General features: G+C 55.3%; 16 protein-coding genes. 9 read left to right on the top strand and 7 right to left on the bottom strand.

From position 1 onward, the window contains the following. The first annotated feature begins 15 nt into the window (after nt 1-15). The 3 genes from HMPREF3039_RS13630 to HMPREF3039_RS04695 all read left to right on the top strand — a co-directional run bounded on the left by HMPREF3039_RS13630 (nt 16) and on the right by HMPREF3039_RS04695 (nt 2,662). Nucleotides 16-672, top strand: a complete 657-nt coding sequence (locus HMPREF3039_RS13630) for a hypothetical protein (RefSeq protein WP_147549940.1) — start codon at nt 16-18, stop codon at nt 670-672. A 593-nt stretch (nt 673-1,265) separates the two neighbouring features. Further along, entirely contained in the window at nt 1,266-2,063 is a 798-nt protein-coding gene (locus HMPREF3039_RS04690; protein WP_067569590.1) for a hypothetical protein, read from the top strand. A gap of 164 nt (nt 2,064-2,227) precedes the next feature. Beyond that, nucleotides 2,228-2,662 (top strand): hypothetical protein, encoded by a 435-nt coding sequence (locus HMPREF3039_RS04695; protein WP_067569593.1) that lies wholly within the window; start codon nt 2,228-2,230, stop codon nt 2,660-2,662. 484 nt (nt 2,663-3,146) lie between these two features. On the opposite strand, the gene HMPREF3039_RS04700 is transcribed toward HMPREF3039_RS04695, so the two are convergent. The 3 genes from HMPREF3039_RS04700 to HMPREF3039_RS04710 all read right to left on the bottom strand — a co-directional run bounded on the left by HMPREF3039_RS04700 (nt 3,147) and on the right by HMPREF3039_RS04710 (nt 5,248). Next, entirely contained in the window at nt 3,147-3,851 is a 705-nt protein-coding gene (locus tag HMPREF3039_RS04700; RefSeq protein ID WP_067569596.1) for a L,D-transpeptidase family protein, read from the bottom strand. 30 nt (nt 3,852-3,881) lie between these two features. Next, nucleotides 3,882-4,364 carry a LysM peptidoglycan-binding domain-containing protein gene (locus HMPREF3039_RS04705; RefSeq protein WP_067569599.1) on the bottom strand — a complete coding sequence of 161 codons (483 nt, stop codon included), beginning with the start codon at nt 4,362-4,364 and terminating at the stop codon, nt 3,882-3,884. 68 nt (nt 4,365-4,432) lie between these two features. Further along, nucleotides 4,433-5,248 (bottom strand): TatD family hydrolase, encoded by an 816-nt coding sequence (locus HMPREF3039_RS04710; protein WP_067569602.1) that lies wholly within the window; start codon nt 5,246-5,248, stop codon nt 4,433-4,435. 124 nt (nt 5,249-5,372) lie between these two features. Here HMPREF3039_RS04710 and HMPREF3039_RS04715 point away from each other — a divergent pair, with 124 nt between their 5' ends. Together HMPREF3039_RS04715 and HMPREF3039_RS04720 are read left to right on the top strand one after the other, a co-directional pair. Continuing rightward, nucleotides 5,373-6,440 (top strand): lipid A deacylase LpxR family protein, encoded by a 1,068-nt coding sequence (locus HMPREF3039_RS04715; RefSeq protein WP_167506779.1) that lies wholly within the window; start codon nt 5,373-5,375, stop codon nt 6,438-6,440. A gap of 142 nt (nt 6,441-6,582) precedes the next feature. Beyond that, nucleotides 6,583-10,383 (top strand): glycoside hydrolase family 2 TIM barrel-domain containing protein, encoded by a 3,801-nt coding sequence (locus tag HMPREF3039_RS04720; protein ID WP_082770198.1) that lies wholly within the window; start codon nt 6,583-6,585, stop codon nt 10,381-10,383. 344 nt (nt 10,384-10,727) lie between these two features. Here the strand turns inward: HMPREF3039_RS04720 and HMPREF3039_RS04730 are convergent, their stop codons facing one another. The 4 genes from HMPREF3039_RS04730 to HMPREF3039_RS04750 all read right to left on the bottom strand — a co-directional run bounded on the left by HMPREF3039_RS04730 (nt 10,728) and on the right by HMPREF3039_RS04750 (nt 17,449). After that, nucleotides 10,728-11,420, bottom strand: coding sequence for a PEP-CTERM sorting domain-containing protein (locus HMPREF3039_RS04730; RefSeq protein ID WP_067569615.1), 693 nt, complete (start codon nt 11,418-11,420; stop codon nt 10,728-10,730). A 12-nt stretch (nt 11,421-11,432) separates the two neighbouring features. Then, nucleotides 11,433-12,392, bottom strand: a complete 960-nt coding sequence (locus HMPREF3039_RS04735; protein WP_167506780.1) for a hypothetical protein — start codon at nt 12,390-12,392, stop codon at nt 11,433-11,435. Nucleotides 12,393-12,547: 155 nt separating this feature from the next. Further along, nucleotides 12,548-13,963 (bottom strand): alpha-L-fucosidase, encoded by a 1,416-nt coding sequence (locus tag HMPREF3039_RS04740; RefSeq protein WP_067569621.1) that lies wholly within the window; start codon nt 13,961-13,963, stop codon nt 12,548-12,550. 345 nt (nt 13,964-14,308) lie between these two features. Then, on the bottom strand, nt 14,309-17,449 hold the full coding sequence (locus tag HMPREF3039_RS04750; protein WP_067569627.1) for an exo-alpha-sialidase: 3,141 nt from the start codon (nt 17,447-17,449) through the stop codon (nt 14,309-14,311). 194 nt (nt 17,450-17,643) lie between these two features. Between HMPREF3039_RS04750 and HMPREF3039_RS04755 the strand changes: the two genes are divergently transcribed. From HMPREF3039_RS04755 to kdpA, 4 genes are all read left to right on the top strand, one after another. Beyond that, nucleotides 17,644-20,322, top strand: coding sequence for a sensor histidine kinase (locus HMPREF3039_RS04755; RefSeq protein ID WP_067569630.1), 2,679 nt, complete (start codon nt 17,644-17,646; stop codon nt 20,320-20,322). Nucleotides 20,323-20,341: 19 nt separating this feature from the next. Then, a complete protein-coding gene (locus HMPREF3039_RS04760; protein WP_067569633.1) occupies nt 20,342-21,040 on the top strand; it encodes a response regulator in 699 nt (232 codons plus the stop codon). Between the two features lie 149 nt (nt 21,041-21,189). After that, nucleotides 21,190-21,969 carry a TonB-dependent receptor domain-containing protein gene (locus HMPREF3039_RS04765; RefSeq protein ID WP_067569635.1) on the top strand — a complete coding sequence of 260 codons (780 nt, stop codon included), beginning with the start codon at nt 21,190-21,192 and terminating at the stop codon, nt 21,967-21,969. 116 nt (nt 21,970-22,085) lie between these two features. After that, complete coding sequence (gene kdpA / locus HMPREF3039_RS04770; protein WP_067569638.1) at nt 22,086-23,786, top strand: potassium-transporting ATPase subunit KdpA; 1,701 nt, start codon at nt 22,086-22,088, stop codon at nt 23,784-23,786. Nucleotides 23,787-23,791: the final 5 nt, after the last annotated feature.

Below are 23,791 nucleotides of genomic sequence, written 5' to 3' on the forward strand. Positions count from 1 at the left end.
CAGACCAATAAATCAGTGAAAATTTCACCAATAGTTATAATTTTGTTTTTTCATTCTATTTCATCTTATAATCTATTTGGAAAACATGCAGGAAAAGAAATAATTACTGATCATTCTGATATAATTGAGGTTGAAAAAGGCGTTTTTTCTAAAATTTTCTTATGCATCGATGACGTCCATGTTTCCTGGAATAACGTATTAAGATGCTTAATAAAAATTAATTCGACTGGCGTAAAAGAAATTAATATATGCAAAAATGGTGAGATTACAAATATTTCATCAAATGGCATTAAAGATGATATAAAAGCAGTTAGATATTCTTTTAACAGGAAAAGAAAAAATGATTTTAAAAACAAAAGTTTTCTTATCAACAGTATTAATCATTCGAGAGGTAGTTACATATTGATATATTGGCACATAATTGCATGGAAAAATGATTGGATAAGGAAAATGGACATGATGCTCTTTGAAAGAAAAATAAAATCTTTAAAAGGAAAGAAAATAGGATTGATTTTTTATATTGATAAAACGATTTCTGTGGGCGATGTTTTCCATTATCTATCCGTACTCGCCCAATATCGTAATTGTATAGGAATAATTTTTTCTTATGATTCTCTCTTCAATCCTGAATGTTATCGACTATCTCCAAATATCAGTACGGAACTTCCCTGAAGTGTACAGTCAATATTCTTTAAGAATACTTAATATAAATATTTTTTTATGTTCAATAATATTAAAATTTTCTATTAATAATCAAATGGCCCGTATTCATTTACGTCTTTGTCTGTTGTCTTTGCGATAATATGCGGTAAAGACGTATGTACAACTTCCCTACAACGATTGGAGAGAGCCCACCGGAGCCACTCTGGACAATGGTGCCTACGCTTACAGCTATGATAACATCGGCAACTGTAAGACGGCGCAGGAAGTGAAAGAGGAATTTGCCTACATGGCCAACGAGTTTACCAGTACACCCACATTGAAGAAGCTAGGGAAACGCCCTGCGTGCCGCCATATGACACTTCGGGCAACCAGATTCTTAATCAAGACTTCAACGGGAGTATTTCGGTACTGTTAATCTAGCCGATATCATAGAATAAAATATAGGAAGTGTGAAAACTGTAGAAGCAGATACTGTAAAAAAGGAATGGTTTTATTATTCTCAAAATATTTAATAACAAATGAACTATTTTTATTTTTTAACATTTTGCATCATAACAAATTCTTGTTTAAGCCAGCCGGTTCACTATCAAGAATCATCTCCCATGTGTATTAATGCTGCGATTGATTTAGATGAAGATGGTTTGCATTTTATTAATTTATTAGAGAAACTAAATAAAATATCCCGCAGGCTGGATAGTACAGATGATGCCCAAAGCATACTTGATGAAGCCCGGGAATCCATCTATGCTTATTTAAGAATTCAGTATGGTGACGGAAATTGCATAAGTAAAAAAGGCCTAATATCGTGTGGCAAGATATTGAGATTGCATGAATCGCTTTATCATCCCGGAAATAATTTTATCGCTACAAAATATGATGTAAAAAATAAGATATTTGAATATCAGCAAGAACTTGTTTCCGCTTTTCTTAAGAGGAGCAATGAGATAAAACAAGCAGAAAGGGATGTAGATCAGGAAATATTCAAGTCTTTGTCAGAATTGGATTGTGATATGTTCAATTATGACAATTTCAGGAGCCATTTGATAAAACAGGGCCATGAAAATGAGTGGTTGATACGCGGTCTTTTTTTTCTCATTCAGGAAGCTTATGAAGGTAATCAGAATGCCATGTTCATATTACTGAAAAACAGTAACGAGGGAATATGCTTCCTTGCCCTGGCTCTTATTCTAGAACGGCAAAATAGATTGCGTTTTATATTGAGCCAGTATCATGACTTATCATGGGAAAATACTTGGGGTTGCATAGATAAACAGAAAGAAATGATTTCCGATTTGTTAGAAAAGAGTATTACTCAAGGTGAACCTTGGGCCAAAAAGATTAAAGAGGCAGATATTATCGCCAAGTCCAGCCTGGATCTCTTAAAGAGGATGTGGAAATAATACTTATGGATGCGAACATATCACTAGCCCAAGGCAAAATAAAAAGCGTTATTGATGTTATATTAAATTCATAGAATGGTTTAAAGTACCATAAGCATTGTAAAGAAATCAAATATGTGAAAAGGGTTCATTCATGTATTCAAAATGTAATACGGATATTTAATATGGAAATATCTAATATTTCCTATAATGGCATATTGTCCTTCTGTTGCTGTTTTCTTTTTGCAGGATGCTATTCTTATACGAGCAATCATGATGAAAAAGAAAAGGCTGAATATACTTCAATCATAAAACGCTACAAGCACAAGGATAAAAAGGCTAAAGCAAAACCGGTAGAATTAACCGAACGGGAACGTAATGATTTTTTAAAACTTATTAAAAAATTTAGAAATAAATATGTGGAAGGGCCAGGCCCACAAATGGCCATGGATGGGATAGGAGAGGTAAATATCAATTCATATGGTTCTGTCAGAATTCTGTTTGATGATTCTTTTAGAACTATTCATGTACCAGGAAAAAGAGCGGATGAAGAGACAAAGCGTAAACTCTACCAATTAATGGATAAAATTGATAACAGATTGTTTGAATTTAAGAAATAACAGCTGAAATCCAATTATGAGCATCATTTCTTGTCTTCCGCTTCCAGTGTTACGATGTGCGGGGACACCCGGCACCTGCACGCAATAGCAAGAAACAAAAGCAGGCTACAGCGACAATTTTAGTTATAACGGCAGAAATGCACTCATCGGAGCCACCTTGGGCTCTACAACATTGGCAAACGCAAGACAGCACAGGAAGTGAGGGGGGACTGTCCCATGCATCCAATGAATTCAATCAGTACATTCGCATCTCCTATATTACTTTTAACGCTCCATACCGGAATAACCTTTCGTACCGCCATATGACACCAATAGCAACCAGACCACAGCCAACACTTTAACAGGAGTCTGGCCGACACGAAAACAGGAAACCTTGTGCAGCTAGTGCAGTGGAACAGCGAGATATACGGTTCAAAAGAATGAAGACCGAAAAAAGGACTGCCTTTCCGGCAGTCCTTTTTGAGACAGGGAATGGAAACTTCCATTATCGCACCATGGGCGTTTTCTGTGCCTCCGGAACGGGCAGCGGCGTGTTTTGAATAGTAACCGGAGTCCCTATGCTGGTCTGCTTATAGAGGATTTGGGCTACGTTCCGCGGCAGGCGCACACAACCGTGGGAAACGGGGTAACGGCGCACTTTGCCGACGTGCAGGCCCAGCCCTGCGTTGGTGAGGCGCTGCCAGTAGGGCATGGGAGAGCCGTCAAAACGGCCGCCTTCCGGAACGGCGTCGGTAGATTCCGCATTGTAGTTGATGCATTTGCCTTCCGCATCATACATTTTGCCGTACAGATTGGAAACATGGTCCTCCTTTTTGGAGATGACGGTGTAGTCGCCTGTTTTGGTCGGGTAGGCCTTGACCCCAGAAGAGAGCGGGAAGTCCATGGCGACGAGCCCGTCCACCAGGTACTGTCCCCGCTGGTCGTTCAGGCAGACAAAGATCTTGCGCGATTTCTTCGGCGTACGCTTCAGCAGGGTGTCATCCTTGTAAATATCGTAGGTTTTCTTGTAGTCCTTGCGGGCCACGAAGTGCGCGTACGTGGAAGGATGGAAGGGGTTTTTGTATTCCGGAACGGATTTGTCCAGGGTGCGGGGGTCCGGCAGGGAGGAGTGTTCCTTGCCGGAGTGGGAACAGGACATCCACCCCATGCAGAGCACGGGGAGGATGGCCAAAGGGAGGAGGCGCTTCATAAGTGGCGGATCCGGAACGAAGGCTCCGGATTATTTGGAACGTGGAATCGTCAGTTTCTGGTTGATGTGAATCAAGTCGGACTTGAGCCTGTTGGCTTTTTTGAGTGCGGCTACGGAAGTGCCGTTTCTGCGGGCAATGGCGCCCAGGGTATCGCCCTTCTTCACGGTATAGGTCCGGGCCTTGGGAGCGGGCTTCCGCGTAGTTTTTTTGGCAACGGCGTTGCGGGAGGAGCTGGTGGATTTGGCCGCCGGCTTCCGGGTGGTGGATTTCTTGTTGACGGAAGGTTTGGCGGGCGGGTTGTAGGAGTAGTCCGAATTGCTCGCCACCGGGCTGTAATGGCCGGATTCATAGGAGGGATCGGAACTTTCCGCAATCCACGGCGGAATTTCCCCGTTGGCTATGGGTTCCGCAGTATCGTAGCCAGCCGTGGAAGATTTCTGGCTGGAGCAGGAGGAAAACGGAAGGACCAGCGCGGCAGCGCAGGTGCAGGTTAAAATAAGGTGCGCTTTCATGTGTGCCTGTTCTTACTAATTTATCATTTCGGTTTCAAGGAGCTAACGCTGATTTTGCGGATTTTTTTTCACTGCTGGCGCAAATTGTAAAATGTTCCGGCATTCCGGGTGGTCAAACGGGCGAATTCTTCCAGCTCCATCCCTCTGGCCGCAGCGATGAAGCGGGCCGTATGGATAAGATGGGCGGGTTCGTTCATGCGGCCCCTGAGCGGTTCCGGACTGAGGTAGGGGGAGTCCGTTTCCAGCATGATTCGGTCTTCCGGACACCAGCGCGCCGTTTCCGCCACGACGGGAGCGTTTTTGAAGGTAGCCACCCCCGTGAAGGAGACCATGCCGTCCAGCCTGTCAAAGATGCGCGCTGCCTGTGCGGTGTCCCCGATGAAGCAGTGGAATACGGGCCGGACGCGGCCCGCATGGTTTCCGGCAATTGCCAGGGCGTCTTCAAAACTCCGGGAGCCTTTTCTGTCCCGGGTATGGAGAACAATGTTCAATCCCAGGCGCGCGGCCAGTTCAAAGTGTTCTTCCAGGAGTTCCTGCTGGTGGCGGTGGAAGTCCGCCGTTTCCCAGCCTTCCGGGGCAGGGTGGAAGTAGTCCAGTCCGGTCTCCCCGATGGCGGCGAGGGGAACGGTTTCCGCGGCCGCGGTCAGTTTTTCCGCCCAGTTTTCAGGCGCGCCGTGTGCATCGTCAGGATGAATGCCCAGCGCGCAGAAAACCGTGCCGGGGAACTGGCGCGCCCAGGACAGGTTTTCTTCCCAGTCGTCCATGCACGCTCCCAGAGTGATCATGCGGTCTATTCCTGCCTCAGCGGCATGCCGTACGTAAATTTCCCGGCGGGACTGGTCGAATTGCCGGGAAGCCAGATGGCAGTGCGTGTCAATGATCATGGTGTGAAACCCTTGTGGGGTAAAGCGGAAGTCTGTGGATATTTTCCCTTATTGAAAAGTCCAAACCGGAAGCATGCCTGATTTTTCCTTGCAAGGCGGATGTGAAACGGACAAACTGCCCCGCATGAAATGTGCAGCTTTGCGCGTGTGCGCCAGCCTGTTAATGGCAGGAGCGTCTTCTCTTTATGCAGGAACCGCCCCTGCCGCAGCCCCTCAGGAAGGGCCTGTTATCAGCCTTCATGTGGAGAACGACATGTTCGTAGGGGACGACGATAATTATACCAGCGGCGTCCGCATCGGCTGGATGTCCGGCACCACCGCAGAAAGCCGAACGTTTTCGGGCATGCTGGGAACAGTGCTGGGGGGTACGAATGCTTCTGATTCCTGGCGGCGCTTCATGGGAATGAACGGTTCCTCCAATCTGCGGCAGCAGTGGGGCCTGGACCTGACCCAGTTAATGTTTACACCGGAGCGGAAGCTCCGCGAGCCGATTTACGGAGAGCATCCCTACGTGGGCAACCTGACGCTGGGTCTGATATCCCTGGTTAAAAACGAGGACCGGGCAAATGTCCTGGAGCTCCAGCTGGGTACCACGGGTTCCCCCTCCCTGGCCAAGGGGTCCCAGCACTTGGTCCATAAGATGTGGGGCATGGAGCAATGGCCCGGCTGGAACAACCAGCTTCCCAGCGAAATGACCGCCAATTTGTTTTTCAAGCGCTATTACCGCCTCCGCGGATTGGAAAGGCATTATGGTTCCGGGTTGGAGACAGACGCCCTGGCCTACTGGCACGCGGATGCCGGCACCGTGAAGGTGCAGGCGGGCGGGGGCATGACCTTCCGCTTCGGCTACAACCTGGGCAACACCTCGCCGGAAAACAGCATCCGCGGGGCCACCAGCGCCGCTCCCCCCTTCGTTTATAACCGTACTTCTGTTTCCAACTGGGGCTATTACGGGTATCTTCACGCGTCGGCGCGCGCCGTGGCGCATGATCTGTATCTGGACGGCACCGTTTTCCATTCCTCCCCGGATTACGTGAACAAATATCCCGTGGTGGCAGAATGGGGCTACGGATTCGGCGTCACCTACAAGCGTACGGAATTCCTTTTCGGGCTGCATTACATTACCAAGGAATACACGCGGCAGGAGTCCATCCAGTGCATAGGGGTGCTTCAACTGAGGCATACCTTTTAATACCCGCATTCCATGCGGCCAGGGCGCATAGCGGAGCGGCAGCTTGCAAAATGCAGGTTTGCTGTTAGAATTAGAATCGCGGATTCGTATGTAACAGGACGATCCGTTCGTACATACAACCTTTGACACACCCGATATATTCATGAGAACAACCAGATCCTGGCGTTTGTCCTGCACCGCGCTGGCGGCAGGCACCGTGATGTGCGGCCTGTCCGCCCATGGCGGGGATGCGCCTCCGTCCGAACCCGCCCCCACCGGGCTGGAGTGGGAACAGGAGCAGAACCTGCATTTGAACAAGGAGGCCCCCACGGCGTCCTTCATGTCTTTCAGTGATTTGAAATCCGCCCTGAACGTGCTGCCGGAAAACAGCAAATGGTGGAGGTCCCTGAACGGACAGTGGAAGTTCCACTGGGCCAAGGATCCGCAGAGCCGCCCGGCCGATTTTTACAAGCCGGATTACGACGTGAAGGACTGGAAGGAGATCAAGGTTCCCGCCTCCTGGCAGACCCAGGGCTACGGCACCCCCATTTATTCCAACCAGCCTTATCCTTTTGAGCGCGCGTGGCCGTATGTGATGAAGGAGCCTTCCAACAAGAATTATACATCCTACAAGGAACGGAATCCCGTGGGTTCCTACCGCCGCACGTTTGAGGTGCCCGCAGACTGGGACGGCCGGGAAGTGTACATGCAATTTGATGGCGTGGATTCCTTTTTCTATCTCTGGATCAACGGCAAGTACGTGGGTTTTTCCAAGGATTCACGCAATCCCGCCCGGTTTGACATCAGCCCCTATCTCAAGAAGGGCGAGAACGTAGTGGCCGCAGAGGTGTACCGCCATTCCGACGGCGCCTATCTGGAATGCCAGGATATGTTCCGCCTCTCCGGCATTTTCCGGAATGTTTCCATCTTCGCCCTGCCGAAGGTGCATGTGCGCGATTTCTTTGTGCATACCAATCCGGTGGACCAGAGGGACTGGGCCCTGAACATCGACCATACCAAGCCCGGCACCATGGACGGCGACTGGCGCCTCCAGGTGGACGTGGATGTGCGCAACCTGTTCCCGGCCACGCAGAAGCTGGACGACTGCACGATTTCCATGGCGCTCTACGATTCCGCCGGAAAACTGGTGGAACCCGTGAAGCCCAAGGACGCTCCCTACGACGGCGTGATGGAAAAGCCCCTGCGCATTACCGGCATGAAGGATTTCAAAACTTCCCTGCTGGGCATCTATTCCAAGCCGAAGCTCTGGTCCGCGGAGGACCCCAGCCTGTACACCCTGGTGCTGACCTTGAAGCGCGACGGCAAGACGGAGGAAATGGTTTCCTCCCGCGTGGGTTTCCGCAATGTGGTGATCAAGGACAGTGTGTTCCTGGTGAACGGCAAGCCTGTCAAGGTGAAGGGCGTGAACCGTCATGAAAGCCATCCGGAGACCGGGCATTACCTGACTCCGGAACAGATGGAGCAGGAAGTGCAGATGATGAAGCGCGCCAATATCAACCACGTGCGCTGCTCCCATTATCCGGCGGATCCCTATTTTTACTACCTCTGTGACAAGTACGGCATTTACGTGCAGGACGAGGCCAACATCGAGTCCCACGGCTATTATTACGGCAAGGAATCCCTGTCCCATCCCATCGAATGGATGGCCGCCCATGTGGAACGCATCATGGCGATGGTGGAACGCAACAAGAACCACCCGAGCATCATCATGTGGTCCCTGGGGAACGAAGCCGGCCCCGGCCAGAATTTCCGTACTGCGGAAAAGATGGTGAAGGCGCGGGACATGTCCCGCCCCACCCATTATGAACGCAACAACGATATTGTGGACCTGGGCTCCAACCAGTATCCCTCCGTGGACTGGACGCGCTCCATGGCGGCCAACAAGGATTTCCCGAAGCCCTACTACATTTCCGAGTACGCGCACAACATGATGAACGCCATGGGCAACCTGGCGGATTACTGGGAGGCCATCGAATCCTCCGACCGCATCATGGGCGGCTCCATCTGGGACTGGGTGGACCAGGGCCTCTACAAGACGCTTCCCAACGGGGAAAAGATGCTCTGCTACGGCGGGGATTTCAACGACCACCCGAACAGCGGACAGTTCGTCTTCAACGGCACCATCCTGTCGGACCGTACGCCGGAACCGGGCTATTTTGAAGTCAAGCATGTCCATCAGAATATTTCCACGTCCCTGACGGAAGACGGCAAGATTTCCATCTTCAACAAGAATTTCTTCACGGACCTGTCACCCTACGACATCACCTGGACCCTTACGGAAAACGGGAATGTGGTGGCGGAAGGCGCGCTGAACACGCCTCCGGCCGGGCCGCGGGAGAAGATTGTGGTGCCCGTACCGGACATTCCCCAATTGAAGAACCGGAAACCCGGTGCGGAATATGCCCTGCGCGTCAGCTACAAGCTCAAGAAGGACACGGACTGGGCAAAGAAGGGCTATGAACTGGCTTTTGACCAGCTTCAGCTTCCCGTCCAGGGAGAACTGCCCATGTTCACGGCCCCCGCGGGCAAGGTCACGCTGGGAGCGGACAAGCACACGGTGTCCGGCAAGGATTTCACCGTGCAGTTTGACCCGGCTACCGGGGAACTCAGCCAGTTCACCGTGAACGGCAAGCCCCTGTTCAAGACGCCCATGGCGGTGAACGCCCTGCGCGCCGCCTCCAGCAATGAGCCGGGCGTCATGTCCAAGAGCATGGCCAACGGCCTCCGCCAGCTCAAGCAGGAAGTGGTCAGTTATGAAGCCATTGACAACGGCAGCAGCGTGACGGTCAAGCAGTCTGTCAAGGTCAGCGGAGTCCAGGCTGAAAAGGTCAACGGCTACGGGGATACCAAGACCACCATCACTCCGGTGAAGGAGCCGCTGAATGATGCCAATACGCATTTCATCAACAATCAGGAATGGACCATTTACGCGGACGGCACCGTGGTGTGCCAGTCCGTGCTGCTGCCGCGCGGCAATCCCCTGGAGCTGCTGCGCCTGGGTTATGAGTTCCAGTTCCCCGCCAATCTGGGCAACGTGACCTATTACGGCCGCGGACCGGAGGAGAATTACGCGGACCGCAAGAGCGGGATGCCGCTGGGCGTTTACAAGACCACCGCGAAGGATTCCTTCTTCCCGTACGGAAGGCCGCAGGATTGCGGCAACCATGAAGACACCCGCTGGGTGGCCGTCACGGACGACAAGGGGCAGGGGCTGCTTTTCGGTTCCCTGGGAACTCCGTTTGCCTTTTCCGCAATTCCGTATACCACGACGGAGCTGATTCTGGCCAACCACCCCGTGGAATTGCCGAAGACGACGGACAGGACCGTGCTGGTTCTTTCCGCCGCCACGCGCGGCCTGGGGGGCGCCTCCTGTGGTCCGGGACCGATGAGCCGGGACATTATCAAGGCCAACAAGCCCTACCCGATGTCCTTCTTCATCCGCCCCGTCACGGCCAAGTCCTACAAGGGAGAGCTCCGCGTGCCCGCTGCCGAATTGGACATGACCATGCTGACCCGCACGGACAAGTACACGGTCAAGAGCGTGACCAGCCAGGAACAGGGCGAAGCGGACGCCGAGTTTGCCATTGACGGCGATCCCGGCACCTTCTGGCACTCCGAATATAACAAGACCGTGACCAAGCACCCGCACGTGCTGGCCGTGGACTTGGGCAAGGAACGGGAGTTTTCCGGAATTACCTATCTGCCCCGCCAGGACGGCAGCGCCAACGGCCGCGTGAAGGATTATTCCGTGGAAGTGAGCGTGGACGGCGAGAAGTGGCAGCCTGCCGCCAAGGGTTCCTTCCCGAACAATGCGGATCTGCAGCAGGTGAAATTCGCCGCGCCCGTAAAAGCCCGCTATTTCCGCTTCTCCGCCCTCAGTGAGGCGGGGGGCAGGGATTACGCCGCCGTGGCTGAACTGGAAATTATTCCGGTGAAGAAGTAACTCCTGCGGGTCAATCCGCTTGCACGACCGCCCCGCCGTTTTTTAAAGCGTGCGGGGCGGTTCTCTTTTCCTTCCGCACGGTTGGCAAAGCGCCGCAAGTCCTGCCCCAGTTGAATAGCCCATGCGGTCTCCGGCCGTACTTATTTAATGGCATCTTCGAGGGTATTTGTCCGGCCGCCATTGCCGTCAAGGCTTGCGGCGTTCCTGACAGCCATTTCTGAATCAATAGCGGTTTGCGGATGGCATGCGGTTTCATGGGACTCTTTCCATCCATGTTTTCGTGCACGAAAAAGCCTCCGTACAGAGTATCCGCACGGAGGCTGATTGGTAAGGAAAGCCTGTTTTTATCTTCTTCTGCGCACCATCAGGGCCGCCAGGCCAAGCAGGCCCAATGTGGCCGTGGCCGGTTCGGGAATGAGCTGGAATCCATCGGGAGTGTTGTGGCCAAGGATGCATTCAACGTACCATTCACTTCCCAGTGCAGCAGCCTTATCCCGGGAAAGAAAATCAAAATAATTGGAATCAGGAAGATTCGGATCGGAAGGATAGGTGGCGAGACTGCCATCCTCAGTTTTGCGGAAGACGAATACGGCGATTTCGGTAGATGCATCAATGGTTGAACCGTTGCCGACCATCAGATAAAGAGGGGTATTTTCCAAGGTCAATCCCGCAGGCTGCTGGTATGATCCCGACAGGGAAAAGAGTCCGCCATTGGTAATAGATCCGTTGTCGGAAGAGCTGACGTTGAGCGTGCTGACAAAATTGTTCCGAATATCGACTATTTGACTATAGCTCAGATTGCCTTGATCATATTCACTTCCTCCATTGGCCCATTTGGCGCCGTCAAAGTTGTAATTCCAGTTTGTCAGGGTACCGAGCATGGCACAACCGCTGCTGAGAGGGATTCCCAGGGTATCAGCGATGGAGGTATTGTAATCCTCCTCGTTGGAAATGAAGTAATCGCCTGCCTGAACAAGTCCGCCGGCAAGGAAGGAGATTGAAGCAAGCGCACAAGTAAATAAGGAATGGTGGGACATGGTTTGAAAAGGTTATTGTTGAGTGGCGATGGAAGAATTAATATTAATGTAGGCCGGAGTCTTGGAAGAGGAAGAAATGGAAAGAACTCCATGGAAGGGGATATCGGACACATCCTGTCCCTTCTCGTCTTCCCAACGGTCTCTCTGATAGGTACATTTTACCATGACGCTCTTGTCACCGAGGGGGACGTAAACGGCATCTCCTGATTGCAGAGTATTCTGCAGCCCGGTTTCCCGGAGGGAGTGGGCCAGGGGAAGCCTTGTGTGGAGCAGCGAATTTTGCCCGGCCAGCAGAAGTTTCTGATGTTTAGGAGATACTTCCCCAATGACAAAAGCCTTGATATCTTCCCCGGCCTTGCGGGTGATGTCCAACGGCTCATGGCCGAAGACGGGCATGCCGCCGACATCCTCCTTGGACCCTCTCCGCATCCATTGCGTTCCGGAGTAATATACCGCCTGTTTGGTGGTTTCCGAGTTGAAAATACTCGCATTGTCGGCGGAAGCCGCAGAGCCGCTTTTCAGCCCGAATTTGTTGTCATCGCCCAGCACGTCATTCAAAGTCCTCGCCTTGCGGAGAACATAGAAATCAGGAGAATTCCCCTTTTTGAGGAATTCGGCCAGAAGGGAGTCGCTTACCTCGATCTCATGCTCCTTCCAGCAGGAAGACGGTTTTTTCCAGCCGTCCCGGTTGAGGGGAAGGGCCACGACCTCGTTGCCGAAGTGGAGGGCCAGGATATAGGCGGAATTTTCGTCCATCAATTCATTGAAATTGACGTCCGGGTCCGTGATGGTGACCTTGCTTCCGTTTGAAGTGACATTGTCCGTTTTCAATGTATGCTGCATCAGGGCTTCCGGATGGACTCCCAGCCCCAGGTAATTGGTTTGCTTGGCGTACAGGTCCGTTTGAATATAGCCGCAGGGCGTGCTGTAGGCCGTCTCCGCATGCAAGGTCGCCGAGAAGACCGGAAACAAGGCACAGGTACAGAAACAAGCTGGCAGGCAATGTACCGGATTCATAAACATTAATCCATTAAGGGGAAAGGGCATCATTTGTCAATTCAGAAAGGGAAAAACGTTCTGAATTTTCAATTTTGCGTGATGAATGGTCTTTACCCGCAGAAAGAGAATTATGGAGATTCCTGCTGTTTGTCCATGACGCAGCAGGCACTGAAGTTGCTGATTTCCGGCGTGCCGGCGGCTTTTTCCACCGTCAGACGGAGTGCGGACGCCTTGACGGGGGCAAAGGACTGGATGCGCTTGTGGCCGATGGAAGTTCCCTCGCATACGGGAATCCAGCTGCCGTTGACTTTTGCTTCCACGCGGTAGGCGCGCACCCGTTCTCCGTGCCGGATGTTTTCCTGGATGATGCAGTAGTTGACGCTTTGCTCCCCTTTCAACGGAAGGGTAAGCGTTTCCGCATTCCCGGAGACGGAGGCCAGAGGCGTGCCGAAACGGCGCCGGATTTCCTGCCCCAGTTCCTTCAGGCGCGCTGCGTCGCCGGGAGGAAGCAGGCCGTCCGGGTTCGGCGTCAGGCCGATGATCAGCGTTGCGTTGCGTCCCACGGATTTTTCATACATGTCCATCAGATTGGCCAGGGGATAGACAGCCTTGTCATCGTCTCCCGGTTCCCAGAACCATTCGTGGCGGCCGTTGTAGCCGCGCAGGGGAGTATCCGCCATGGCGGGAACCCAGTGTTTTCCGTCCGGATCCCCGTGCCTCAGGAGCTTGTTATGGTCCGCAGCTTTGTCATTTACGTTGCTGTGGCTGTAGGGATAGGGAAAGCCTGACCAGCAGGGATAGCCCACCATTCCGCTTTCCGAGCCTCCCCACCGCAGGTCCGCCCGGTCCACATTGTGGTAGAACAGGCAGTTGGGCTGGTATTTGCTGACGATGGGTTCCACATCCGGACCCAGCCCCCTGGGATCGTCCGCCCCCCCGTCAAACCAGATCATGAACAATTCTCCGTAACGGGAGCAGAGTTCCGTTACCATTTTTTCACACAGTCGTTTGTACCAGGCCTGGCGATTACGGGCAAATTCGCCCTCTCCTTCCGCCTTGAAGTTATGGATGCCCAACAGGGAGTTCCAGCGGATGCCGATGTAGATGCCCGGCTGGATGCCGTATTTGCGGCAGGAGGCGACAAAGTCGCGCACGATGTCGCCTTTGCCGTCCCGCCATTTCACGGCTTTCAGACAATAGGGATTGGCGTCGCTCTGCCACAGCCCGAATCCGGTTTCATGCGTGGCGGTCAGAATGGCGAATTTGGCTCCGGCCGCCTTGGCTGCCGCCAGCCATTGGTCCGTGTCCAGTTTGACTGGATTGAAAACGTTGTAGTCTTCCATCGGTTTGATGCGGTTATTGCCCTGATTGTAAATTTTCCCGTCAAACACATGCAAATCATAGTGGAAAACCACCCCCATTTCCGCTTCATGCCATTTGAGTTGGTGGGGGGCCGGAACGGCTATATCCACAGCGGGAGAGGGTTGGCCGCAGGCGAGGAATGGGCAGAGAAGCGCCGGAATAATGAATGTAGGTTTTTTCATCTGCTTGGATGATTGGGATTGAATGCCTCCGGTTCCGCCATGCCGTTTTTCAAGGGTGCGGGCATCAGCCAGGAAACAGTTTTCTTTTAAAAGAAAACGTTAGGGAAAATGGATTCTTTCTTTCGAATGCCCCGGTTTGGAAAGCTGTTGAACGCCGGAGCGTGGGAAAGCGTTAAGGATAGCAGCCGTGGCCGGCCGGTTGCCGTGCATTCTCTCCTTCCGGAAAAGCGGCTGCGGTCCGGAAGCCCATTCCGCCGCTGGTACAGGAAGAGGATGAACCGGGAGGATAAAGCCTCCTTCCCTTCTTGACGGAACGGTTTCCGTGGACCGCAGGATTCCGCCTTGTTAATGCGGGTTTTCTTCTTCCCGGGAGATTTTCAGGCGCAGGAAGCGGCGCGGGGGACTTTCCGCGTTGATGGGCACGGTATCCCGGAAGATGGCGGAGCTTTTGCCTTCCGTTTCCACTTCCGCCATTTCCGTCCAGGTTTGAAGGTCTTCCGAGGATTCCACCAGATGCCTGATTCCCGTGGCCTCCGGATTGACGGGCCAGGCCAGCACCAGGAAGGTGCCGCCGTTCGTTTTTTCCGTGGAGACCTGCACGACGCTTCCGCAGGGCTTGAGCGGGTCCAGTCCCGTAGCGTATTTCAGCAGGTTGGGGATGCCGTCTCCGGCGGGAGAATCAGTGGGGCCTGTCTGGTCCGTATCCGGGTCCCGGGAGGCGATTTCATCCTCCTTCCATTCGTCCCAGGTGCGCTTCTGCCCGCGTTGGACCACGGTTGCGGAGCGGACGGTTCCGAAAGAGGAAAAGGAAAGCTCCGCCGTGCGGGAGCCTGCTGCGGCATTGGCCGCTGCGGTAACGGACACGGTTCCGTTGCCCGTCTCCGTGTCCTGCGTTCCGGTGATGTCCAGCCAGGCCGCCGTTTTGGATACGTTCCACGCAGCGTCACAGGTGACGGAGAAAACGGCTGTTCCTCCGTTTTTGGGAAGAATGAGGATGGGAGGGGAAAAGGTGAGAGAAGGCTCCCTGCCGGACTGGATGATAGTAATGACGGCCGGCTGGATGCCGGGAACGGAGATGGTGATGGTTCCCGTGCGTTCTCCCGCTCCTTCCCAGCGGTCCACGCTGTAGGTGACCGTGCCGTTTCCGGAGTCTGAAGAGGGGGAGACGGTTATCCAGCCTGCGGAGGAGGTGGCTGTCCAGGAAGCGTCGCTGGAGACGGTGAATGTGGCCGCCGTTGTTCCCTCCGCTCCCACGCGGATGATCTGTCCCGTGGCGGGAACGTCCAGGGAAGGCAGGAATTCTTCATACGGAATGCGCAGGAAAAAGATGTTTTCATCCCCATTGAGCCCTTCATAAAGCACGCCGATGTGGCCGTCCCCCGTTTCGCAGATGTCGGAATAGCCGGAGGAGGGGCGGGAATCGTAAAGAACCTGGCTGCCGGAGGGCCATGTGGAGCCTTCGTCAAAGGAGGCCTTGAGGGTCATCAGGGCGCGCGGGGCCGCAGTTTTACTGGGGTTGGAAAAAAGAAGGGCCCTGCTGATATTTCCGGAGTTTTCCACGGCCAGCTGGCTGGCCTGGCAGGCAGCCGGTTCCGGCAGGGAGTTCAGGTTGGTGGCATGGGGCGTCCACGTCTTGCCCATGTCATCCGTGGTGAAGATTTTCCGGTAGCCGCTCTTGTTTTCATTGCGGGCGTTAAGCATCAGGCGGCCGTCGCTGAGTTCCGTGACCACGCATTCGCTGGAGCTGGCGCCAATGCCCAGCGTGCCGGATTTGCCGGTGTCCTCGCTGATCCAGGTTTGTCCGCGGTCCAGGGAGTAAATGATGCAGGACTGGGGAGTGCCCGTGCCGCTGCTTCCCGTCCATATCTGGGAAGGGAAGACGATGGGGCGCACGCCGTTGACCGTCTTTTTCATGGTGATGCCGTGGCCCGGACCCTGGAAGAAGGACTTCCAGGCCTTGTTCTTGATATCCTTGTTGATGCTCCTGGGCTTCGTTTTTACAAACTTCCCGGTATCCGGATCAATGGAACCCCACGTCTGGCCGTTGTCCGTACTGCATGCCACCACGTATTGGACGGTTTCCAGGCTTTCCACATCCACGTTGGCCTTGGAGGAGGCAAGCCCGTGCCTGGCGATGCCGGCCAGCCACAGGGTTCCGTTGACTTCATCCACCAGGATGCAGGGGTCGCTGACGCCGTAGCCGGCATTGTAATCGTTGGCGGCCTCCCCCGTAGGGTTGAAGTTGACGGCCACGTGGACGGGCGTCCAGGTGCGGCCGTTGTCTGTGGAGCGGCTGCAACCCGTATCGATATTGGCCTGCATATCGTTGCGGCCGTCGTAGCGGATGTCGAAGACGGAGACGAGGTCGCCGTTCTTCGCGCGCACGATGCCCGGAATGCGGAATTTTCTGGAGGTCTTTCCTTCCGTGGGGCCTCCGTAAACAGGATCGTTCGCCTTGGCGATGGCATAGCCTATCCGCTGCCTGGCCGTCACTCCGTCGGCAAAATCGTCTGTTTGCCCGTCCACAGTGATGGAGGCGATTCTGGCGCCCACTTTATGGTCCATGCTGGCGGAATCCTTGAGCTTGACGCTGACCCAGAAATAGTATTGCTGCCCGTCAACGAGAGCCCCCGGGGTGACGGGAAAAGTCATGACGGCAGCCGGAGGCTGGGCCGGGCTGGCGAGGACGCCCCTGGAGCTCATGGCGCCGTGGCCGCTGGCTCCATAGGCGGGAGCGGAGTAAATGCTGTTGGCGTCTCCGGTGTAAAGGGATACGCTTTCAATGTCTGCCAGGTCGTCGGACGGGCTCATGTCCACGGTGACGGCCATGCCGGCATAGGAGGCGGGGACGTTCGTCAGGGAAAAGCGGAGAATGCCGTTGGCCTCCATGCGGATCATGGCCGGCCATGCTTCTGCGGCGCTGGAAAAGGGCTGGAAGGGAGAAAGGACCAGATCATCGAAAAGAACACCCGTATTGGCAGGAGCTTCACAGCGGAAAATAAGGCGGACGGTCCCGGACGGGAGAACTCCCTGCACTTGCTGGGTCATGGGGCTGTTTCCCGTTTGCAGGGAGGAACCGTCCACGGCCAGCGTTTCATTCCCTTCCTGGTCCGCGGCATGAATGGTGAAAGAAAAGGGACTATCGCGCGTCCAGCGTTCCCCCGTCAGTGAAAGAATTTTCCTGGCCGCCAGGGGGGAAGGCAACGTCAGTGTGGCTGTGCTTTTGGTTCCGGCGCCCTGGCCTATCAGCCGCATGCAGTTGGGCAGGGAGGAATAACGGTTGTCAGCAATGGCGGCGTGGCCGCTTTCCGCTGTCATGGTCCCCAGAGCGGTGGCCAGGGTGGTGAAGCCGCCCGTCGGAAATGAATCAAAATTTTCGGAAACGGCCTCGTCTGCTCCCCTCGTCATGCCGGTGCCCAGGCACAGGAAAAACAGGACGGCGGCGGAAATGAAGGTGCGGCGGAGGGTCTGGAAAGTGTTCATCATGAGAAAGGAAAGAAAAACTTTTAAAAATGCCTGATAGCAGAAAGGACGGGAAATGAGAACAAAAATAGAAAAGGGAGGGGGAAAATTAATAAAATTTTAACGGTTGTTCTGGTCTGTTTTATTTGTGCTGCGAACAGAGTTCCTCTAACATGAATCCATTGTTGAGGAGGCCATCACTCCTTCCCCCTTTTTCCATGTTTTCAGAAGTGCACTCGGACAGCCAGCGGGCGGACAGAATTCTGGCCTCCATCCGGAGGAAGGAATCCCGTCCGGGCCGTGGCCTGTTGAAAATTTTCTTCGGCATGGCTCCGGGCGTGGGAAAGACGTATGCCATGCTGGAGGCCGCCATCCAGGCGGCGGACAAGGGGGTGGAGGTGATCATCGGTGTGGCGGAGTCCCATGGCCGGGAGGACACGATGCGGCTGATCGGCAGGCTGCCGCGCCTTCCCATGAAAAAGACGGTTTACCGCGGCGTGGAGATGGAGGAATTTGATTTGGAGGAGGCGCTGCGCCTGAAGCCCCGGCTTATCCTGATAGACGAGCTGGCGCACACGAACGTGCCCGGCCTGCGCCATAAAAAACGTTATCAGGATGTGGAGGAGCTTCTGGCTGCGGGCATTGACGTCTATACCACTCTGAACGTGCAGCATCTGGAAAGCCGGGCGGATACCGTGCATGACATCACGGCCGCTCCCGTGCAGGAGACCGTGCCGGATTCCGTGCTGGCGGAGGCGGATTGCATTCAGCTGGTGGACATTGCCCCCGACCAACTGCGCGCCCGCCTGCGGGAGGGGAAGGTATACGGCGCGCCGCAGGCTTCCGCCGCGCTGGACAATTTTTTCAAGGAGTCCAACCTGATGGCTTTGCGGGAGCTGGCCCTGCGTATCATGGCGGAGAAGGTGGATCATGAGCTGACGGAGGTACGCACCATTTCCGGGGACCATTCCATCTGGCGCAGCGGGGAACGGCTGATGGTGGCCGTGGGCCCCAGCCCTTTTTCCGCCCGGCTGGTGCGCTGGACGCGGCGCATGGCGTATGCCCTGAATGCTCCGTGGATTGCTCTTTCCGTTGACACGGGTGCCCCGCTGTCCCCGGAACAGCAGCAGAGATTGGACGCCAATCTGGAACTGGCGCGGCGGCTGGGAGCGGAAGTGATCGTGATGCCCGGTTCCGATTTGGCGGAGACGCTGCTCCGCATGGCTTTTTTACGGAACGTGAGCCAGATCGTGGTGGGCAAACCGCAGGAAACCTACCTCTGGGGGCTGGTGCGGCCCTTGTCCCTGGTGGACAAGTTGGTGAAGGGAAGCGACCAGATCGACATTTATGTGGTTCCCGCGGCTCCCGGACCGGGGAGGAACCGGTGGAGGAGCTGGCACCGTGAAGCGGGAAGATGTGGCCGGGATTACTGGCTGGCCGCAGGCGTGACGGCGGCCGTGACCGGAATCGGCCTGCTGATTGCATCGTTTACCGGCTATTTCGCTCCCGGGTTCCTGTATCTGGCGGGAGTCGTGGGCCTGGGTTTTTTCATCCGTTCCCGTTGGGCCATGCTGATGGCCGCCGCGCTGAGCGCCCTGTTGTGGAACCTTTTGTTCATTCCTCCGGTCATGACGTTCAAGATAGAACGGCTGGAGGACGCCCTGATGTGTCTTTTCTTTTTTCTGGTGGCTCTTTCCACGGGGCGACTTACTTCCCGTCTGAGGATCCGCGAGCAGGAGGAACGTGAACGGGAGAAGAAGACCAATGCGCTGTTCCTGTATTCGCGGGCCATTGCCTTCGCTGCGGATGCGCCTTCCCTGATTTCCGTTGCCCTGGGACAGATGAGCCAGATCATGGGGGTGCTCATGGCCGCCATGACGCCCGGGAAAGGGGCGCGTGGCCTGGAGCTGTGGGAGTCCGGCGGAGCCTTTCCCATGGATGACAAGGAATGGAGCGTGGCAGCCTGGTGTCTGGAGCACCGCCGCCCCGCAGGCAGGTTTACGGATACGCTTCCGGTAGCGGAAGGGTTTTACCTGCCCATGATGTCCGGGGAACACTGCATGGGCGTGCTGGGCGTGAGGGCGGAAGGAAAGGACCGCCTGACGGCGGGTCAGAAGGATTTGCTGGAGAGCATGGGCGCACAGCTGGCCATGGCGCTGGAACGGGAGGAATTGCGGGCGGAACGGACGCGGGCGCGGCTCATGGAAGAGTCGGAAAAACTGCACCGTTCCCTGCTGGACAGCGTTTCCCATGAGTTCAAGACGCCTTTGGCCGTGATTGAGGGAGGCTGCGAGAAGCTGGCGGCCAGCACCGCCTCCGCACCGGAGGAACGGGAAGAGTATGCGGAAATTCTGCTGGCCGCGCGCCGCCTGCGCCGTCTGGTGAAGAATTTGCTGGATGTCAGCCGCCTGGAGTCCGGAGCGCTGAAACCAAAACTGGACTGGTGCGATCTGGGGGACGTGATTGAAGGAGCGATGGCCGCTACCAGGGAAGCGCGCCGGGACCATCCCGTTTCCGTTGCCCTGCCGCCGGATTATCCGCTGGTGAAGGCGGATTTTTCCCTGATGGAACAGGTACTGGTCAATTTGCTGCTGAATGCCTGCGTGCACACGCCCGGCGGAACGCCCGTGACATTGAAGGGCGGGATTGATTCCGTCCGCGGCCAGGTCTGGCTGGATGTGCACGACCTGGGACCGGGAATTCCCGCGGAGCAGGCGGAGAATGTTTTTGAGCGCTTCCGCACAACGCGCGTCGGCGGGCTGGGCCTGGGGCTTTCCATTGTGCGGGGGTTCATGGAGGTGCAGGGCGGGTCCGTTTCTTTGGTACCCGTTTCCTCCGGAACCTGTTTTCGTCTGACGCTCCCCCTCGTAGAACACGGCGAGGTACCTGAAGAATAAAACTCCGGCTTTAGAAAAGATGACCGACATTCCTCCAGATATTCTGATTATTGATGACGAACGGCAGATACGCCGTTTGCTGAAGCTGACCCTGTCCGGAGCGGGCTACCATGTCCGGGAGTGTGAAACCGGGCAGCTGGGGCTGAGCGAGACGGCCCTGAAACGGCCGGATGCCATTATTCTGGACCTGGGACTTCCGGACATTACCGGACTGGAAGTGTTGACGCAGCTCCGGGAATGGACGCAGGTTCCCATTCTGATTTTGACGGCCTGGGACCGGGAGGACGAGAAGGTGGCTGCCCTGGATGCCGGGGCGGACGATTACCTGACCAAGCCGTTCAGCGGCAGGGAACTGCTGGCGCGCCTGCGTGTGATGCTGCGCCGGGGCCGTCCGGAGAGGGAGCCTTCCGTGTTCCGGCTGGGTTCCGTGGTGGTGGACCTGAGCTCCAGGCGCGTGGAAAAGGGGAAGGAGGAAGTTCACCTGACCGCCAAGGAGTATGATATCCTGCGCCTGCTCCTGCTGCACCAGGGCAAAGTGATGACCCACCGCCAGCTTCTCCGTGAAATCTGGGGGCCCCGGCATGAGGAGGATACGCATTACCTGCGGGTCCACATTGCCCACCTGCGCCAGAAACTGGGAGATTCCGATCCGGAAAACCGCATCATCCGCGCGGAGTCAGGTCTGGGATACAGGATTGCGGCGGACGGAGCGGAATAAGCTTTTTCCATTTCCGTCGGCAGGGAGGAGACGCGGCTCCGGATTCCGCACTGCCGGAAATATATTTTTTCCTAACGGTTGGAGAGCATGGCTTAACTTAACGCGGGTCAATAGGCTGTGTAGTATTCAGGACGTATTCGATACGTTTTATGAAGATTAAATACACCGCAATGAAGATAGGAGCGGCAGCCCTGGGCTGCGCTATGATGACAGGAAACGTTTGCCGGGGGGAAGAAGTCGCCGCCAGGTCCATATCCTCCCTGGCGGAAGTACAGCAGGCCATGATCCCTTCCACGGACAGGGACTGGTCCTTTTCCCTTTCCGCCGGATGGTCCAGCAAGTACGTGACGGAAGGGCTGGATTGTCTGCCGCACAGCGGCATTTGGGAGGTGGCTCCCGGCATTTCCTGGAAGGATTTTACGCTTGGCGCCTGGTATGCCGGGGGGGATTCCGCCAATTACGATGAACTGGACCTGGTACTGGGCTATGCCTGGAACCTGGGTGGCTGGACTGTCAATCCCTGGTACGAACACCAGTTCTATTTCACGCAGGATTACAATGTGGCCAATCCCGCCCTGACCGTTTCCTACACGGTAGCGGACTGGCTCACCGCAGGCGTGGAAACCCAGGTGAAAGTGGAGCATCAGGATTTTGAATCCTATTACAGTGTCTTTGTACAGATGGAATGGTCTCCCATGGAGAACGTGACTGTGACGCCGCTGGTCCGGTACGGTTACAACGGGGGCTATAATGTGGATTACGACGACGGTTCCAACTGCATTGACTGGAGCCTGGGCGTGACCTGGAAGTTTGCGGAGCATTATTTCCTTTCCTGCTCCGTCAATTATTCCCAGGCGCTTACGGTGCTTCACCGCCGGCGCGCCGGAGACGAATTCTGGATGGGGTTCCGTCTGGGCATGGAGTTCTGATGGGTGTTCTGACGGCAGGAGAGACGGGCTTCCGGGCGGGATTTTAATTATTTCTTAATGTCCGGAAACCCTTTGTTAACTACCCGGAATTCCGGGAATGCGTATAGAGTTGCGTTATGTCCTCACACGACTTGTTCATCATTATCCTATTCATAGGCATACTGGTCGCCTTCACCCCGTTGCTCGGGAAGTGGCTGGCGAATGTTTTACAGGGAGAGCCGACCTGGTTTTCCCGGTTCCTGGGGCCCGTGGAGCGCTGCGCCTACCGTGTGGCCGGCGTGGATCCTTCCCGGGAAATGGACTGGAAAAAATATCTGGCCGCCGTTCTTTTATTCAATGCCGCCGGATTTCTCATTCTGTTCCTTTCCCTGCTGTGCCAGAAGTGGCTGCCGCTGAATCCCGCCGGTACGGAAAACATGAGGTGGGACATTGCTTTCAATACGGCAGTCAGCTTCATGACCAATACGAATTGGCAGTTCTATTCCGGGGAAGGGCCGGAAGGCATCAGCTATTTCGTCCAAATGACCGGGCTTTCCGTGCAGAACTTTGTCAGTGCCGCCACGGGGATTGCCGTCATGGCCGCCCTGATCCGCGGCCTGAAGAGGAAGTGTGCTTCCACTCTGGGCAATTTCTGGGCGGACCTGACGCGGAGCACCCTGTATTTCCTGATTCCCATTTCCGTTGTCGTCGCACTCCTGCTGGTATCCCAGGGGGTGGTGCAGTCCTTTGACGGCCCCACGACCGTGGCTGGCATGGACGGCGTGGAGCAGGTGATTCCCAACGGTCCGGCGGCCTCCCAGGTGGCGATCAAGCAGCTTGGGACGAACGGCGGCGGTTTCTTTGGGAACAACAGTACGCATCCGTTTGAAAATCCCACGCCATTCAGCAACATGATTGAAATGCTCTCCCTCCTGCTGATCGGCTGCGCCTGTCCGTACGCCTACGGCGTGATGATCGGGAAAAGGAAACAGGGCTGGATAATCTTCGGAGCCATGATGCTTCTGCTTGTAACGACCATTGGCCTGTCCCAGTGGGCGGAGCACGCCGGGAACCCGCTGTTCCCCGGCCTGGAAATGCTTGAAGGGAAGGAAGTGCGCCTCGGCATCACGAACAGTTCCCTGTGGTCCGTAGCCACTACCGCTTCTTCCAACGGTTCCGTGAACTGCATGCACTGCAGCATGTCTCCGCTGGCCGGCGGCATCGCCCTGTTCAACATGCTGCTGGGGGAAGTGATTTTCGGGGGGCTGGGCTGCGGTTTGTACGGCATGCTGATGTTTGCCATGATTACCGTGTTCCTGTGCGGGCTGATGGTGGGCCGCACGCCCGAATTCCTGGGCAAAAAGATTGAAGCGCGGGAAGTGCGGTGGTCCATGGTGGGCGTCCTGCTGCCCGGCATTGCCGTCCTGGCCATGAGCGGCCTGGCGGCCGCTACGGAGGTGGGGCGGGAATCCATCTGCAATGCCGGTCCCCACGGGCTGACGGAAATCCTGTACTGCTTCGGCTCCCAGGCCGGGAACAACGGCAGCGCCTTCGCGGGACTGTCTGTGGGCGATACGCCGTTCTATTCCCTGCTGGGCGGCCTGGCGATGCTGCTGGCCCGTTTCGGCGCCATTATTCCGGTGATGATCATTGCCGGGAGCATGGTGTCCAAAAAGACCGCCCCGCCCGCCCAGGGCACCATGGCGACGGACAACCTGATGTTCATGATCCTGCTGGTGGCCGTCGTGCTGATCGTAGGCGCCCTCACCTTTTTCCCGGCTCTGGCTCTGGGGCCCATTCTGGAGCATTTGCTCCTGTATTCGGGAAGCGTGCTGTAAGGCGT

Origin of the sequence: Akkermansia sp. KLE1798, assembly GCF_001580195.1 — a bacterium.
GTDB lineage: Bacteria > Verrucomicrobiota > Verrucomicrobiia > Verrucomicrobiales > Akkermansiaceae > Akkermansia > Akkermansia biwaensis.

Excerpts from the sequence above, each read along its gene's own strand:
- HMPREF3039_RS04690 (WP_067569590.1), top strand. The coding sequence starts at position 1,266 with ATGTGTATTAATGCTGCGATTGATTTAGATGAAGATGGTTTGCATTTT.
- HMPREF3039_RS04695 (WP_067569593.1), top strand. The coding sequence starts at position 2,228 with ATGGAAATATCTAATATTTCCTATAATGGCATATTGTCCTTCTGTTGC.
- HMPREF3039_RS04700 (WP_067569596.1), bottom strand. The coding sequence starts at position 3,851 with ATGAAGCGCCTCCTCCCTTTGGCCATCCTCCCCGTGCTCTGCATGGGG.
- HMPREF3039_RS04705 (WP_067569599.1), bottom strand. The coding sequence starts at position 4,364 with ATGAAAGCGCACCTTATTTTAACCTGCACCTGCGCTGCCGCGCTGGTC.
- HMPREF3039_RS04710 (WP_067569602.1), bottom strand. The coding sequence starts at position 5,248 with ATGATCATTGACACGCACTGCCATCTGGCTTCCCGGCAATTCGACCAG.
- HMPREF3039_RS04715 (WP_167506779.1), top strand. The coding sequence starts at position 5,373 with ATGAAATGTGCAGCTTTGCGCGTGTGCGCCAGCCTGTTAATGGCAGGA.
- HMPREF3039_RS04720 (WP_082770198.1), top strand. The coding sequence starts at position 6,583 with ATGAGAACAACCAGATCCTGGCGTTTGTCCTGCACCGCGCTGGCGGCA.
- HMPREF3039_RS04730 (WP_067569615.1), bottom strand. The coding sequence starts at position 11,420 with ATGTCCCACCATTCCTTATTTACTTGTGCGCTTGCTTCAATCTCCTTC.
- HMPREF3039_RS04740 (WP_067569621.1), bottom strand. The coding sequence starts at position 13,963 with ATGAAAAAACCTACATTCATTATTCCGGCGCTTCTCTGCCCATTCCTC.
- HMPREF3039_RS04750 (WP_067569627.1), bottom strand. The coding sequence starts at position 17,449 with ATGATGAACACTTTCCAGACCCTCCGCCGCACCTTCATTTCCGCCGCC.
- HMPREF3039_RS04755 (WP_067569630.1), top strand. The coding sequence starts at position 17,644 with ATGTTTTCAGAAGTGCACTCGGACAGCCAGCGGGCGGACAGAATTCTG.
- HMPREF3039_RS04760 (WP_067569633.1), top strand. The coding sequence starts at position 20,342 with ATGACCGACATTCCTCCAGATATTCTGATTATTGATGACGAACGGCAG.
- HMPREF3039_RS04765 (WP_067569635.1), top strand. The coding sequence starts at position 21,190 with ATGAAGATTAAATACACCGCAATGAAGATAGGAGCGGCAGCCCTGGGC.
- kdpA (WP_067569638.1), top strand. The coding sequence starts at position 22,086 with ATGTCCTCACACGACTTGTTCATCATTATCCTATTCATAGGCATACTG.